Source organism: Ruficoccus sp. ZRK36, assembly GCF_019603315.1.
GTDB lineage: Bacteria > Verrucomicrobiota > Verrucomicrobiia > Opitutales > Cerasicoccaceae > Ruficoccus.
Window position 1 is genome coordinate 3534064 of record NZ_CP080649.1, and the last position, 15708, is coordinate 3549771.

Genomic DNA, 15708 nt, shown 5'->3' on the forward strand with positions numbered 1-15708 from the left:
GGATCCCTGCGGCAGCGATAAGCAAGGATGTGAGCCTAAAGATGTTCCGCTACCCGAGATCACTGAGCCTCTTCAGGCTCAAGCTGTTTATCAGCCTCCCGGGCGGAGAGCTTCCAGTAGGTGGACCATGCTTCCCAGGCCTGCTTATACTCGCCCTGTTGGCGCAGAGCTTCGCCCTTCCAGTAATAGACACCAGCTGGCACATGCCTCTGCTTCAGCATCAGATTTGCCGTGCGTAGGGCTCCGCGGTCATTTCCTGCACGGCCCTGCATATCCAGGAGGATCATCCCGCGAACGATGTCGCCGGGGGAGCTATTGTAGACGCGCTCGTTTTCCTCCATGCTCACGCCGATATACTGCCGGGAGCGGACAACCTTTGGCGGGGTTAAGTGCGGAGCGAAGTCTGCCACCGCCGACTCATAATGCCCCTCTCCCGCCTCAGCCACGGCACGGTAGTACCACTCCTCGGGGACGATCCCGGGGTTGGCATCCAGGTACTCAAGAAACGCGACGCGGTCTCCACGCAACGCCCATTTTTCGAGGAGTTCCTGGCGCTGGGCGGGAGTAAAATTCTCCAGCTTCGGCGAGACGAGAACGTCGTTGGGAATTTCACGCTGAAAATCCTGGTCATTGGCCTGCATCAGATACGCGTACCGGAAATCATCATCAAAGCGGGTCAACATGGCCAGACTCGGCTGAAAACGCGGCGAAGTATGGGCGGCCTCCAGCATCTTGCGGAAAAGGTCCTGACGGTTCGGGTCCTCACGGTTGAGCGCATCCCGCCAAGCGGCCATGGCATTACGGTTGTCGTAGTTGAGCCAAACCTTGCCCTCGTAAAAGGAGACCTCGGAGGAAGTCTTATCCAGGAAGCGGGCTCTACGAAAATCTGCCAGCGCCCCCTTGCTGTCACGCTGGAGGTTCAGCCGCGTAGTCGCCCGCGAGCTGTAGTACCACCACCCCATCGGGTCAAAGTCGATCGCACGGTCAAGGACACCCAGAATAGCCTCAGCGTCGCGGGTCCTGAGCTCGACCTCATCGGCCACCCGGGCCATCGCCTGGCGCTTCACGATACGGGAGTGAACCGGTAAGTCCAACAGCCATGCAGCCAGCCAGAAGAGCCCTCCAGCCAAACAGACCAAGCCGATGAGACGCCAGGGCCAGCGCCCCAGCAGAGGACCTTTCCCGCGCGGAGCCCGCATAGGAGCAGCCAGCCGGTACATCATCGCGCCCATCATGAACGTCCCCAGGCGGTGCCCTGGCACATCGAAGAGACTGTGCAGCACGAAAATAACAAAGGCGATGGCTGCCGCAGCACGCAAGGGGGCGGTACGGTCCTCCCCAAAGGGAAAGAGACGGAGCACAAGAAAGACCAGAACAGCCAGAAGCGCCGCCAAGCCGGTAAAACCCGTTTCCGTCATCACCCAGACCCAGTCGCTCTCCGGATGGATGATCGACTGGAAGACCTTTGCCTTGTCACGGTATTGCGGAAAGACACCCGGGAAGTTCCCCAGCCCGACACCGGCCACAGGCTGCTCGATCGCCATTTTAGAGGCGTCCTGATAGACGCCGACACGCATCTCCGCGATGCCGCCCGTATCGTTTTTTTCCCACAGAGAGAAGCGCTCCAGCGTGCTCTTACCGAAAATGACCAACAAAGAAATGCACAGCAGGAAAATCGGCGCTCCCACCTTGAACATCGTGTTCACGCGAGAAACACGCAGGCGCACCACAAACCAAAGTACGCACCCAAGGCAGAATAACAGGACACCGGCACGGGATTGGCAAAAGACTAAACCGACGAAGATCAGCAGCGTGCACAACAGGTGCCAGACCCCTTTCATGCGCCCCTTGCGCATCGACTGCATCGCCATCGCAAATGACAGGATGCCTCCCATCGCCAGCACCGTCGCCATCTGGTTACGGTTCTCGAAAAAGGTAAATACACGCGCAGAGCTGCCGAGCGGGTACTTGATCCCGTAATAGGTGCCAATCGACACCGCCAGCGCCATCAGTGCCACTACTATGGTAATGTACCAGAGGGCGCGGCCACATTCATCGGCTTGCGGTTTCCACTGCCAGATGAGGTAAAACCAAAGGATCCCGCCGATGAGCAGGAGTAGACCCTCGCCGACACGATACGGGCTCGGAGCCACCGTACGGGCCAGCTCGATCCCGAGGTTGTGCGCTCCCTCGCGCCAGGCGGGCATCCCCAGCCAGGACTCAGGCAGAAAGGCCAGACAGGAGGCCAGTACCAGAGCGAGCACGGCCCAGTCAAAACCACGCCCCGGCGAGCTATGAGGAGGGGCCTTGATGGCGGTGATGCCCCCGACGATCAAGACCAGTGCCTGCGCCCAGAGCGGCATCCCACCTCCGGCTAAAATAACCAGAAAGATGAAGGTGGGCAGGAGCAGTAACCGAAGACGGCTCTGATACAGTAAACCAAACCGGTAGCTCAAACGCTCCTCACGGATACGACCCCTCGATAGACGACGGCGGTGCCTGGATGTAGAGCTGGGCATAAAGTGGGAAACGTGGAGCATTTAGCCCAGCTTCGCAACCGCGAAAAGCCCACTCATCCTCATCGTCAATGAGATCGTCAGAGACAACCGCGAAGACGACTCCGAAGGATCAGCTTTTAGCCTCGTCGGCCCCTGATTTATCCGTCAGCTCACCGGCCACTTCTGCTTTTTTCTCCTTGGAGGCAGCAGCTACTGGCTTGGCTCCATCCTTACTGGCTGCCCCAGCACCTTTGCGCTCCTTTTCGCGGTTCCCGGCCTTCGGAGCGTAGGAGCGATAGGAGTAGTAGTCGTAGTACTTGTAGTAGTAGTGGTTCGGCTCGCGGTTATCGACAAAGTTCAGAACGAAGCCGCGGATCTTGGTCCCCCGCAACTCAAGGGTATCAACGGCGGACTTGATCTGGCGCGTACGTGTGTAGGTCGAGCGGATGATGAAGAGCACTGCGTCGGCCTTGGTGGCGAGCGAAGGCGTGTCATCGGTGGCCAGAACCGGAGGGCAGTCGAGAATGATGTAGTCGTAGCGCTGCTTGAGCTCGGCCATCACATTGTCAAAACGCGTGCTCATCAGCAACTCACCAGGTCGCTCCGGATACTCACCGGTCGAAATCATATCGAGCCCCTCATAGGAGGTCTGCTGGATCACATCCTCGGTCTTGATTTCATCGTCGTTGAGCAACTCGGAAAGGCCGACATCGTTGTTGAGCCCAAAGGCACGGTGCACCTTACCGCGGCGCAAGTCCGCATCGATGATCAAGGTCTTCGAAGAGGCAAAGGCGAGCGTGATGGACAGGTTACAGGAAAGCGTGGACTTCCCCTCAGCCGGGATCGAGCTGGTGATGAGAATCGTCTGCGGGCGCGGCCCCTGCCGGTCCATAAACAAGAGCGAGGAGCGGATGTTTCGGCAGGACTCGGCGAACATGAGCCGGTCGTCATTGGGCTGGAGCAGATTAACCTCTCCCTGCCGCTGCTTCTGCAGCGGAATAATCCCCAGGACCGGGGCCTGAAAGCGCTGGGTGACATCTTCCACCGAGACCAGGCGGTTATCCATCATCGCGAAGGCGAAAAGGATACCGATACCCAGAGCCAGGCCGACAAAGCCGCCCGTGGTGATCTGCTTAAACTTGTTGATCGGAATCGTGCTCGGCGAAGTTGCGTACTCAAGGATGCTGACCGGCTCCTGGTGGATGTTCTCGCTCTGGGAGAGCGATTCGCGCATCTTCAGATAGGAGTCATGACGGGCACGAAAGCTGGAGAGCCGGGAGTTGATCCGCTCAAACTCCGCCATCAGCGTGCTGAATTTGAGGGCCTTCTGCTCAGACTCCTGGATGACCACGTTGAGGTTGGCCAGCTCGCCCGCGAGAATCTTCTTCTTGTTGACGACCTGATTCAGGGTCTGGCGACGGATAATCTTCAGCAGGTTCTCCTGACGCTCGATTTCACGCCGCAGGTCAATGATCTTCGGGTGCTTCGGCTTCATGTAGATGGAGAACTCGTCCATCTCGGCACGAAAACGCTCAAGCGTGCGGCGAGCCTGCCCGTACTCATTATCAGTCTCGGTCAAAACGGATTCGACGAGTGCCTGCTCATCACCGGGGGGCAGCCCCTCCTCGACAAAGCGGTCCAAATCAATCTCCTCCAGCAGGCGCAACTGCGTTTTTAGCTGGGATTGCTTGTCCTTGAGGGCCGCCAGCTGCGCACCGGCGGTGTTACCCTGCTCCTGCACGAAGATGATGTTGTTCTTTTTCTGGAAATCGAGTTTCTGCTGCTCGAGGTCCTCGATCTGGCGCTGAGTATCGAGCAGGTTTTCCTCCAGCGAGTAGACGGTGTCCTTGGCCTTGTTGGCGCGGCGGTCGTGCTTGAAGTCCAGATAGCCCTCCATCACCGCATCGAGATAAGCCTGTGTGTAGTTCCCCTCCGAGCCCCAGGCACTGAGATTAAAGATGTTGGCGTCCTTCGACTGGGAGACATTGAGGGACACCTGGCAGGGCTTGTACTCCGGATGCAAAGCCTGCACCCGCTCGGCCGCCTTCTGGCGCACGAGGGTACTCGTCATGAGCTGGACCTGTGTGCCGTAGAAATTCGCGTACACCTCGTTATACTGGGCAGCAGACTTATCCGCGAGGACGATCTGCCCGTCCACAATCATCTTGGCGCGGGACTGGTAAATGGGCTTCTGCTGCATGCCCTTGTAGGCCTGAAAGATCATGCCGAGCGCAATCGTCAGCAAGAAGACCCACCACATGCGCTTAAAGGCGATACGGCCCTTAAAGAACCACGAATGCATCATCTCGGACCAATCGAAATCGCCCTCAGATTGCTGCTGTGTGCCAAATTCTGCCATGTACTTGTTTTTCTCCTGACCAGGTCAGACCCCTGAATCCTTCGCTTATTCCCTAAAGTTAGAACTTCACCCAGGCTTCCGGCACGATGACACGGTCATCGGGCTGGAGCAAGAGGTCATTATCTTTCAATCCCTCTTCCAGGATCTCACCAACGTCCACCTCAAACTCCTTGCGCTCGCCGTTCTCATCATAGCGGATGACCTTGACCGAGCCCTCGGAAGCAAACTCGTTAAAGCCGCCAGCCTTCAAGATGGCCTGACTGAGGGTGATCTGCGTGCCCATGGGCAGCGGATAAATCCCGGGGCCGCGCACGGCACCGGTGACGGTATACTCACCACTGGAGTCACCCGCCTGGGCGACGAAAATAAAGTCATCCGACTGCACGATCAGGTCGTCTTCGAGGCGACCCGTTTCCAGAATGCGCGCCACGTTGATCTCGGTTTTGACCTCTTTGCCCTCCGGTCCGTTCTGACGGATCAGGCTGACACGGGTGGGGTCGGCATTCTGGGTAAAACCACCGGCCCGAAGGATGGCCTTGCTAACCGTAAGCACTTCGCCGGGCGGGATCGTCATCGCCCCCTGGCGCACGACCTGGCCGAGCAGGAATATCTGGCCACGGTTGGAGAGGTCCTTGTACTCGGAGATGTGCACCGTCGCCTTATAATAGTAGTCGACCTCCAGGGCATCGCTAACCTTTTGCGCCAGCTGGCGCGAGGTCAGTCCGGCGGCAGGCACCTTACCGATGAGCGGCACGTCGATTTTACCGTCTTCGTCGACCAGCACGACATTGGCAGGCTCACGGTCCTCAGCCACCATGTAGCTGAGCTTGTCGCCGACCTTGATCGGCACCGTGTCATCGAGCAGTTCCATCGTGTTGACATCACCGCCTGTGTCGAACGGTGCCGCTCCGGTGAATCCCAAAGCGACCTGGCCCAATAATAGGGCAAATAGTATTACTAAAATTCTGGGCATAACTTCCCTAAATAAAAAAACAGTATACCCTTTCTTCGGGTAAAAAGCCCGTAAATTAAGCAAAATTTAGAAATCGTAGCTAAAGTCGAGGATGACCTGGTTGCGCGAAAACGTACGCTCAGATAGATTTGAGTTACGATGCGTAAAAATATAGGAAAAAGTGCTGCTGAGCTGACGCGAATAACGGTAGTCGAAACCGAAGCGAAAGCTGTAGCCGCTGAATATCTCCTGAGCCGGACCGCCTGAGTCCTCCCCCCAGTCATAGGTCAGGGCAATATTCGGCACCCAGCGGCGTGAAAGCTGGTAGGAAGCCGAGTAGCCGATAGAGTCCGTCGTGGTGGCATTACTGAGGTAGCCAGCCTGAATCACCTTGATGTAACTGAGCGAATGCTGGTACCGCTCACTGAGGCGGTGCGTAAACACGATATTGTACTGCATGCCCGAAGGCTGGGAAAGGTCCCCCGTGGTACCGGTCTGCTGTACATTAAAGTAGGTATAGTTCGCGCTGGCCTGGATATTCAGCAGCGGGCTGGCCTGCCAGACCACCATCGGCCCCAGAAAGTACGTCCACTCGTCGTTGTTAACGTTATCCGCATAATCGACGTACGAAAAGCCCCCGGTGAAACCCGTGGTCAGTTGAGGCGAAACCAGAAAACGCGGCCCAGCCGAAAAGGTATAGGTCGAGCTCTGCGTGAAATTGAATTGCTGCTGCGTCGGGATAACATCCGTGCGCGAGAGGCTGGCAAAGACGACGATGTCGTTATAGTCGGCCTCGACATTGATCCCGGCGATGTTGGTGAAACGCCCGTAGCGGTCGACATTCGGCACGATATTGCCGCTTGAATCAACCAACAGGGCATTTGTCGGGTCGATCGTATAGGAGATACGGTCAAACAGCTCGATTTCCCAGTTTTCGATAAAAAACGAGAACGCCAGCTTGGTGTCGGGAGAAATGTTGATGAAGTTGTTAATCGAGCTCAGTTCAGGGTGATTGACATACATGGAGTATGACAGGCCGAGCTGAATGCTCAGGGTATTGTAATCCGAGATACGCCAGCGACTCCCCAATGAAACGCCAGGGCTGATAATAAAATCCGCCAGGGGGTAATTCGTCGAGCCGTTGATGTTGTCGTTGTACTCGAACCCCAGTTGACCGGTTAAGTCGAAATAGACCGGCCCCGTCCGCAGGTTTTCACCCTGCGCGTGTACGGAGGAGGGCGCAACCAGCATGCTTAGCAGCAAAAATAAAAGGCAGGCACAGCCCGCCCCACGGAGGAAAAGTCCCCGCCCGAGACGTCGCACGCTGAAGCACTGGAATAATCGCATCTTCCGGAAGCTCTAATCTCTACGGAGTTTAACCGGATGATGGCAAGCGGCCACACGACGGGGAGTACGTTTTTTTAAAACCATTTTACACATTTCGGCTAACTTCGAAATTTCTTAATTGTTTTGCGAAAACGCCGAAAGAGGATTATTAAGAGAAAAGAGTCTATTTTGATGCATTCATTCACCACCAGATTCTTAACCAGAAGCACGGCGGTCGCAGTAGCGATGCTCACCGCCGGTGTTTGTAGTGCCCATGCTGAAGACGCCGCAGCCCTGCCCGAGGTGGACATACCCGGCGCAACGGCTTCTCCGGCCCCGGGAGCGTTCCTGAGCCCGGATGACTTCGCAGCCAGTACGGATCTACCCGCTCAGGTCGGCCCCAAGGCTGAATACGAAGAGGAATCCTACGAGATGATCGAGGTCGAGGAAATCGAGCGTGAGGAGATGCTCGACAAGCCGATGAATCTGGCCCGCTGGATCATGGGTGCCCACCTCTACACCTATGAAACCGGCCACCTTGAGGCCGTTAAAGAGGATTACTCTGACAAAAACAGCGCCGCCTCCCTCCTGACCAAGGACCCCGATGCACGCTACCCGCTGTACCTGGACTCGTATAAATTTGTGATCGATCTGGGCGACTACTGGATGATTAACATGTTCGAGTTCATGAACTACGGGGCCCGTGGCCGCGCTCAGGTCTTTTACTCGGATGTCCTCCAAGACCCCAACTCGGGCCAGTGGAAGGCCGCTTCGCCGATCGTCCCCTTCTCGGGTGATGGTAAGGTCTCACTTTACCTCGGCGCGCTCGACACCCGCTTTATCATGCTGGTCGTCGACAATATGGCCCATGGAGACATCGGCCCGTTCTCCGTCTACGGTGACCTGAAAATTTCCCAGATGCGTCTGGCTGGTGGCAGTCTCTCCCAAAAAGAGCTGGATGCCCTCCCCTTCAAGGAGCGCGAGAAGTACCGCCCCATGCGCTATGACTGGGCCACCCTGCACAGCGGCGCTCGTGTAAGCTTCGTCAGCTCCGGCGACCCCCGCTACAGCAACGCCATGATCGACGATGATCTGGAGACGATCTGTCAGTTCAAGCAGGAGCCGGAAACCGTCGTCATCATGGACATGATGGAGGAGCGCAACGTCAACCGCATGTCCATGCTCTTCAGCTCTGATCCGGGCTTATTCGAAATGTATTTCGTGCACAAGCTGCCCGATGGCATGCAGACCGAGGAAACCAACCAGCAGCCTGCTGGACAGCCGCCGGCGGAAATCATCGGCGAATCAGGCCCAACCGGGACCGAAACCTCTGCCCTGGAGTCCTCGGACCGCTCCCCCACCCTTTACCTGGCCTCGGCCACAGGTTCACTGGGAGAATGGCTGGCCCTGTCCCAGCTCGGACAATTCCCGGACAACTCGAATACCACGGACGAAATCCCGATCAAGCTCACCCGCCTGCCGAAGGAGTTTTTCCACGAAACCAAGCCTAACCTGACCTATGTCTCAGACGGTGGAATGAACTCCTTCCGGATTGAGTTTCAGGAGATCACCGGACGCTGGTGCATTATCCGTTTCCGCCGTAATTTCAACAGCCCCAGCCAGGTTAAAGAGATTGCCCGGCCCGCCGCCGACGGTAAGGCCGTAGAGGGCACCCAGAGCAGTCTGATGCCGATCAAGCTCGGACCGCAGTTCTTCGCGCCCTCACCCTTGACGCTTCTTGGCCAGACAGGCGCTGACGGCAGCGAAACCTCAAACGGGCTACGCATCTACGAAATCAGCATTTTCGGGGACATCTATGTCATGGGTAACGCACTGGAACCTGTTGACGGGGTGGAGTTCGGCAGCAACGATAGCGACACCAGCGGCTCCCCCGGAGGCAGCCCAACACCTGGTGGAGGCCCCACACCTCCTGACCCCGAAGATCCTCCACCACCGCCTCCGACGGACCCGGACCCGCTGAGTCAATAAGCCTTTTCAAAATCCCGCGCTAACTGCGCGGGATTTTTTATCGCTGCGCTCAAGCGTCACCAGATATCTGGAGGTATTTTTTAACCGTCCGACGATCAAGCTGCAGGCGACGGCCCAGCTCTTCATAGTTGGGGATGCGGGCATACTGCTCGGCCACGTAGCGAGCCAGCAATTGCTCAGCGGTCAGCTCACCCCGTGCCCAGGGTCCGGCAATCCCCTCCCCGGCAGCGGGTGCGGAAAGGTCCTCGGGCTGGTAATCGCCGTGCACGGTGATATTTCGCACGCACTGCTCCAGTTCACGGAAGTTACCCGGCCACTGGTAGTCGGCTGGCAGCTTTTGCGAAATCGTCGTGCAGACCTCGTCCGTGAGCTTCGCGCCCTCCTTAGGCCCCGCGAACTTGCGCGCGATGTAGGCCACGAGCGTCTCCAGCTCGCGCGGCGAGCCATTGAGGATCTCGCGCAGGGAGGGCGTACGGATGCGGTCGGCGTTGAGCCGGAAGTAAAAGTCCTCACGAAAACGCCCCGCCTGAATCTCGGTCGGCAGGTCGCGGTTGGTGGCGGCCATGAGCTTGCCGGTAAAGGTCTTCGGGTCTGTCTCGCCGATAGGCACAAACTGCCGGGTCTGGAGCACACGCAGGAGCTTGACCTGAATGCCGGGGTCAGTCTCACCGATTTCGTCAAGGAAGACCGTGCCGAACGGACCGCAGGTCTCAAAGTAGCCCTGGCGGTTCTGAAGCGCGCCAGTAAAGGCCCCGCGCCGATGGCCGAACAGCTCGGACTCGATCAGCGTGGGCGAGAGCGCCGAGAGGTTGATCGGGTAAAAGGCCTTCACGAAATCCTCGGTGAAGCTGCGGGTGTTCGGGTCGAAGGGGATGTACCGCGACAGGCCGACCCCGCGCGCGACCAGTTCCTTACCCGAGCCGGAGGGGCCGGTGATGAGCGTGATCACATCACCCATCCGGTCCGCCAGCACACGCTGGTAGCGGTCCATATCGTGCGTAAAGATCGACTGCCAGATACGCGCCCGCAGGCTATTCGCGACCGGGGACTGACCGATGATATAGCGCTCAATGTGCACATAGGCCCGGCGTATCTGGAAAAAGACCGCAAAGAGCCGCTCAAGCTCCATCCCGGCATAGCGGCCGATGAGCCCGCCCGGAAGCGCAGCCTCGGCCTCACGCTGAAAACGATCAAAAAAGCCGGCCCGGAGCGCGGCATGCCCACGCTCATGTGCTTCCTCGATGATTTTATCAAAATCCGGGATAAAGCGGTGAAAGAGCCGCACGAAAACCATCTGCTGGTAGTGCTCGCGCTCGGATGCCCGCCCCCTGCCGGCCGCATAGGCCAGATGGGCAGACTCCAGCAGCCGATCCAGCCCGGCCAGCACTGCCTCCAGACGCGGCAAACCCCGCAGCTCTTGCTCCTTATCGGTCAACACCTCCGACTCGATCTCGAAACGCTGCGCCTCAAAGGGATTGAGAAAAGCCAGTTGCGCGTAGGCGCGGGCCTGATCAGTCGTTGCCTTCGGAAACAAATTACCTGCCATACATAAATTGTACGTCCGACGACCACTAAACGTCAAACAGATTCAAACCAAAGCAGCCACAGTGAGACGGTTAAATATTTAAGTAAATATGCATCAAATACTTAAAACACAGACGCCAGAAACTGGCACGGGGCGAGTTATAGGAAGGGCATGAAAACAAAAAACACTTCCACCACGACCAACACCAACCCCAACACCTCCACCGGTTCGATCAGCACCAAGATCCTGCCGCACCTGAGCATCCCGCTCTGCCTGAGCGTTTTCACGCTGGTGTACTTCCTGATCAACTGGGGCGTGAAGCTGTAAAAGTCCTCCCATGAGAGATACGCCCGGCAGCGCAGCCCCCACCGACGGGCCGATTTCACACCCCGGAAAGAAATATCCTCTTGCCCACCAATAAAATGCCTTTGACAAGGCGGCCCTTCGCGGTGTGTATATCGACGTGCTAGGATTCCTATCCAACGACATTGGTTTCGACCTGGGTACGGCTAACTGCCTGGTCTTCGTGCGTGATAAAGGCATCGTCCTGCGCGAGCCCAGCGTAGTCGCCGTCTATAACAACACGAAAAAAGTGCGCGCTGTCGGCATTGAGGCCAAGCGCATGCTGGGCCGCACGCCGGGTAATATCACCGCCCTGCGCCCGATGAAGGACGGCGTCATCGCCGACTTTGAGATCACCGAGGCGATGCTGCGGCACTTTATCCAGAAGGTCGCCCACAACACGAAATTTGTACCGCCGCGCGTAGTCGTAGCCGTTCCCTCGGGCATCACCGAGGTCGAGCGTCGCGCCGTCAAGGAATCCGCCATCCACGCCGGTGCCCGTGAAGTGCTCCTGCTGGAGGAGCCGATGGCAGCCGCTATTGGCGTGGGCCTGCCCATCGAGGAGCCTGCCGCGAACATGATCGTGGACATCGGCGGGGGTACCACTGAGGTGGCGATTCTTTCTCTGGCCGGTGTGGTCTTCACCCGCAGCCTGCGCGTCGGCGGCGACGAAATGGACAACGCCATCATGGCGTACATGAAGCGCGCCTACAACCTCATGATCGGTGAGCGCACCGCTGAGGATATCAAGATGCGCATCGGCTCGGCCTACCCGCTGGACGAGGAGCTGACCATGGAGGTCAAGGGCCGCGACTCCGTCGCCGGTCTGCCCAAGACCCTGCACATCACCTCCCAGGAGATTCGCGAATCTCTGGCCGACGTATTTAACTCCATCATCGAGGTCGTCCGCTCCGCGCTGGAGCGCTGCCCGCCTGAACTCTCCGCCGACCTGGTGGACCGTGGCATCGTCATGGCTGGAGGTGGCTCCATGATCCGCAATCTGGACAAGCTCCTCAGTGAAGCCACTGGCCTGCCCGTCATCATCGCCGAGGATCCCTTGAGCGCGGTGGCCAACGGTACAGGCATCGTGCTGCAGGACCTCTCCTGGTGGCTCAAAGACTCTAACTGAGCCTCCCCTGAGGAGCACACACCGTGGCCCTTAAACGCCTGAGCCAGTTCAAGCCGCTCGTGGTGCTGCTGGTTTTTCTGGTAGCCTGGTGGGTCGCGCCGGTCCTCATCAAGCGCTGGATGCAGACCGGGTTTTACGAATTTCAGGCTCCCATGATGATCGCCGAGTCCCACCTGGAGGACTTGCAGAGCTACTGGACGATGCGCGGCCAGTCCAAGCGCGAAATGATCGAGGCCGGGCGCGACCTGGCCCGTGAAAACGCCCGCCTCACCGTCCGCCTGCAGGATAACCGCGCCCTCGGCGCGGAGATCGGGCGACTGGAAACGCTCCTGGACCTGCCTTCCCACCCGGACTTCCGCTACGAGGTGGCCCGTGTCGCCCGGCGGGATATGACCGCCTGGTGGCAGCAGATCACGATCCGCAAGGGCCGCAACCACGGCATTCCGGTCGGGGCCGCCGTCATTTATAAAGGGGGCGTAGTCGGACGCGTGCGCGAAGTTCACGCCAACACCGCCATCGTCGAGCTTATCTCCAGCAGCGGTTTCCGTATGGCCGCGAATGTCGTGGGCGAAGATCGCCCCGTCACCTATCAGGGTCTGCTTAACCCACCCTTTAGCAACCCGATGGGCGAGGTGCTCAACGTACCCGCCTCCGTCAGCGTCTCACCTTCTCAGCCGCTGCGTCTGGTCTCGTCGCGACTGGGCGGGATTTTCCCGGAAGGTCTGACCATCGGTGAGGTTGTGGAGCTGACTCCCGGCTCGGACGGTTTTTTCCAGCAGGGACGCGTCCAGCTCAACCCGGACCTGGGCGCACTGCGCGAAGTCGCGGTTGTCATCCCGATTGAGATGCCCACCGCCGTCGAGCTTCCGTCTGCCAGCCAGGAGGCGAGCGATGGAAATTGATCTGCGCGGTTGGTTGCTGCTGGGCAGTAACGTGCTCCTGTACTGGCTGCTCCAGATGCTCAATGACACGCTCGGCACCCACGGGGTGTACCTGAGCCTGAGCGCGCTTTACCTGCTGCTGCCGATCACCTGCCTGCGCCTGGGTTGGGCGCTGGCACTGGTCTTCGTCACCGGCATGCTGATCGACGCCCCGCTGCCGGTTAACTTCGGATTCCATTCACTGCTTTTCGCACTGGTCACGGCTTTTCTCTATAACATGCGCCACAGCATCGGGCGAGCCGGACTGGGGCAGCTGATCCTCGTCGCCCTCGGCGTGAATGCCTTTCTGATCGTGGCTCAGAGCCTGTTACTGGCTGGCCCGCTGATGGGTAACGGCCTCTACTGGCTGCGCATCGGCAGCGACCTGCTGTTTTCCTCACTCGCCCTGCCCCTGATCGGCTGGTGGTTCCTGAGCTGGGAGCGCTGGCTGCTCGTCATCTGCGGCTGCGACACGCACGCACCGGAAAATGCGTGATTTTTCGAACTTTATCCGTGCGAAGGTAGTCAGTAGCATTATGACTGACTAAGCAGCCTAATATCGCCCCCCACGTGGCGAGGGTTGAATACACGACCGACGTCGCCCACCCTCTTTTCATTTCCGTCCCCTCCTTCACGCTCCTCCATGCAGTTCGACAAATTCAAGCAGTGGAACCCGCGCCTGAACATGTTCTTCGTCGCGCTGGGGGTGATGGTGTTTGTGCTGGCCAGCGGCCTGGCCTGGCGGCAGCTCATCCTGCGCGGCGAGTGGAAGCAGAAGGAAGAGCGCCAGAACATGCGCCGGGTGATCCAGCCCGGACCACGCGGGGACATCCTCGACCGGCACGGTAACATCCTCGTGGGGAACCGCCCGCGCTTCTCGGCCGTGGTTTACCTGCGCGAGCTGCGCGAGGAGTTCGACAAGGAGTACTCGAAGCTGCTCAATGAAATGCGCGAGAAACACCGCGCCGATAACCCAAACGAGCCCTTTCGGTTCGACTGGCAAGAGCTGCGCTGGGAGTCTCGCCAGCGCGTCCTGCAGCGCTACACCGACCAGATCAACGCCGTACTCGGCACCGACAAGACCGTCAGCATCCGCGACCTGCAGCGGCACTACTGGAGTAAGCTGCTCATGCCCTTTCCGCTGGCCAGCGATCTGGAGCCCGAGGAGTACGCCCGCCTGATCGAGCAGCTCCCCCTAGGCTCTCCCATCGACATCTACACCGACACTGCCCGCGACTATCCCTTTGGGCCGACGGCCTGCCACACCCTCGGCTATGTCGTCGCCAACCCCACCGGCCTGAAGGAAGATGCCCTGCCCGGTGAGGATTTAAAGACCTTTCACTATAAAAGCGAGGTCGGCAAAAACGGCCTGGAGCGCGCCTTTGACAAGGAGCTGCAGGGTACCAGCGGCGGCGAAATCTGGGTGGTGGACCGCTTCCAGTTCCAGTACGACAAACCACTGGTCGAGATCCCCGCCAAGCAGGGCAACGACGTCATCACCAGTCTCGACATCGACATGCAGCTCGCCGCCGAGGAGGCCATGGGCGAGAAGACCGGCGCCGCTGTGGCGATCGACATTAAAACGGGCGAGGTGCTCGTCATGGCCAGTAAGCCCGGCTACAACCTGAACGATTTCTCCCCCTTTATCCGGCAGGAGGCCTGGGATAAGGCCGTCGAGGAAGGCGCCCTCTACAACCGTGCCACACAGGGCCTTTACGCACCCGGCTCGACCTTTAAGATGATCACCGCCATCGCCGCCATGCGTAACAACGTGCTGGAGCCGGACGAGATCCTCCAGTGCGGCACCCACTACCGCGTCGGCAACCGGCTCTTTCCCGAGCACAGCCATGCCAGCTTCGGTGAGGTGGACCTGCGCAAGGCCCTCAAAAAGAGCAGCAACGTATTCTTTTACCAGGTCGGGCTGCGCACCGGCATCGACAAAATCGCCGCCGAGGCCAAGCGCCTCGGTCTCGGTGAGCCCACCGGCATCGAGGTGCCCTTTGAGGCCACCCGCATGATCGTCCCCACCCCCGAGTGGAAAAAGGAACGCGACGGCCGCAACTGGAACCCCGGCGACACCGCCAACGTCGCCATCGGCCAGGGAGACCTCTTCGTCACACCGCTTCAGATGGCCGCCTATGCCGCCTCCATGGCCCGGCGCGAGACACGCACCCGCGTCACCCTGCTCCACGATCCGGCTCAGAAGCCCGTTGACCACGGCGGTGAGCCGCTCGGCCTGAGCGACGAAGAGTACCGTGCCATCGTCGAGGGCATGGAGGCTGCTGCCGGACCGGGTGGCACCGCCCGCTTTGCCATGGTCGACGGCGTCCAGATCGCCGGTAAGACCGGTACCGCGCAGGTCAAGCGCCCGAGCGGCAAGATCACGCTGGCTTGGTTCCTCGGCTTTGCTCCGGCGGAGAATCCGCAGATCGCCGTCGCCGTCGTGATGGAAGGCCTCGTACCCGGCGACCACTACGCCGGTGGCAAAACCGCCGCCCCGGTCGCCCGCGCTATCTTCGAGTCCTACTTCGCGGACAAGGACCTCTCCGACCTGCTCGCTCAGGGCGAGTGATTTTCATTTTCACTCACACGGAGGCACTGGGGCACAGAGCCTGTATTCAAAATTGGGTACATCGAGCGATCAGCATTAAGTCGCTGCCATCAATTT

At 59.1% G+C, this 15708-nt stretch carries 11 protein-coding genes; 6 read left to right on the forward strand and 5 right to left on the reverse strand.

What is annotated here, in order from left to right; translation table 11 throughout:
• Positions 1-59 precede the first annotated feature (59 nt).
• The 4 genes from K0V07_RS15420 to K0V07_RS15435 form a co-directional block, all read right to left on the reverse strand.
• Positions 60-2519: an O-antigen ligase family protein gene (locus K0V07_RS15420; protein ID WP_220622283.1), complete on the reverse strand. Its 2460-nt coding sequence runs from the start codon at positions 2517-2519 to the stop codon at positions 60-62.
• Positions 2520-2628: 109 nt separating this feature from the next.
• A complete protein-coding gene (locus K0V07_RS15425; RefSeq protein WP_220622284.1) occupies positions 2629-4857 on the reverse strand; it encodes a polysaccharide biosynthesis tyrosine autokinase in 2229 nt (742 codons plus the stop codon).
• A gap of 58 nt (positions 4858-4915) precedes the next feature.
• Positions 4916-5728, reverse strand: a complete 813-nt coding sequence (locus tag K0V07_RS15430; RefSeq protein ID WP_220622285.1) for a polysaccharide biosynthesis/export family protein — start codon at positions 5726-5728, stop codon at positions 4916-4918.
• A 168-nt stretch (positions 5729-5896) separates the two neighbouring features.
• Positions 5897-7060: a hypothetical protein gene (locus K0V07_RS15435; protein ID WP_220622286.1), complete on the reverse strand. Its 1164-nt coding sequence runs from the start codon at positions 7058-7060 to the stop codon at positions 5897-5899.
• Between the two features lie 321 nt (positions 7061-7381).
• Between K0V07_RS15435 and K0V07_RS15440 the strand changes: the two genes are divergently transcribed.
• Positions 7382-9124, forward strand: a complete 1743-nt coding sequence (locus K0V07_RS15440) for a hypothetical protein (protein WP_220622287.1) — start codon at positions 7382-7384, stop codon at positions 9122-9124.
• A 49-nt stretch (positions 9125-9173) separates the two neighbouring features.
• On the opposite strand, the gene K0V07_RS15445 is transcribed toward K0V07_RS15440, so the two are convergent.
• Positions 9174-10670 (reverse strand): sigma 54-interacting transcriptional regulator, encoded by a 1497-nt coding sequence (locus K0V07_RS15445; protein WP_220622288.1) that lies wholly within the window; start codon positions 10668-10670, stop codon positions 9174-9176.
• A 150-nt stretch (positions 10671-10820) separates the two neighbouring features.
• On the opposite strand from K0V07_RS15445, the gene K0V07_RS15450 reads away from it, so the two are divergent.
• The 5 genes from K0V07_RS15450 (at position 10821) to K0V07_RS15470 (ending at position 15612) form a co-directional block, all read left to right on the forward strand.
• Positions 10821-10976, forward strand: a complete 156-nt coding sequence (locus K0V07_RS15450; RefSeq protein WP_220622289.1) for a hypothetical protein — start codon at positions 10821-10823, stop codon at positions 10974-10976.
• Between the two features lie 124 nt (positions 10977-11100).
• On the forward strand, positions 11101-12120 hold the full coding sequence (locus K0V07_RS15455) for a rod shape-determining protein (protein ID WP_345778158.1): 1020 nt from the start codon (positions 11101-11103) through the stop codon (positions 12118-12120).
• A 23-nt stretch (positions 12121-12143) separates the two neighbouring features.
• Positions 12144-13022, forward strand: a complete 879-nt coding sequence (mreC, locus tag K0V07_RS15460; RefSeq protein ID WP_220622291.1) for a rod shape-determining protein MreC — start codon at positions 12144-12146, stop codon at positions 13020-13022.
• Positions 13012-13536 (forward strand): hypothetical protein, encoded by a 525-nt coding sequence (locus K0V07_RS15465; RefSeq protein WP_220622292.1) that lies wholly within the window; start codon positions 13012-13014, stop codon positions 13534-13536. Before mreC ends, K0V07_RS15465 begins: the two co-directional genes overlap by 11 nt.
• A gap of 147 nt (positions 13537-13683) precedes the next feature.
• The gene (locus tag K0V07_RS15470; RefSeq protein ID WP_220622293.1) at positions 13684-15612 is read left to right on the forward strand and encodes a penicillin-binding transpeptidase domain-containing protein; all 1929 of its coding nucleotides are present in this window, start codon (positions 13684-13686) and stop codon (positions 15610-15612) included.
• Positions 15613-15708 lie beyond the last annotated feature (96 nt).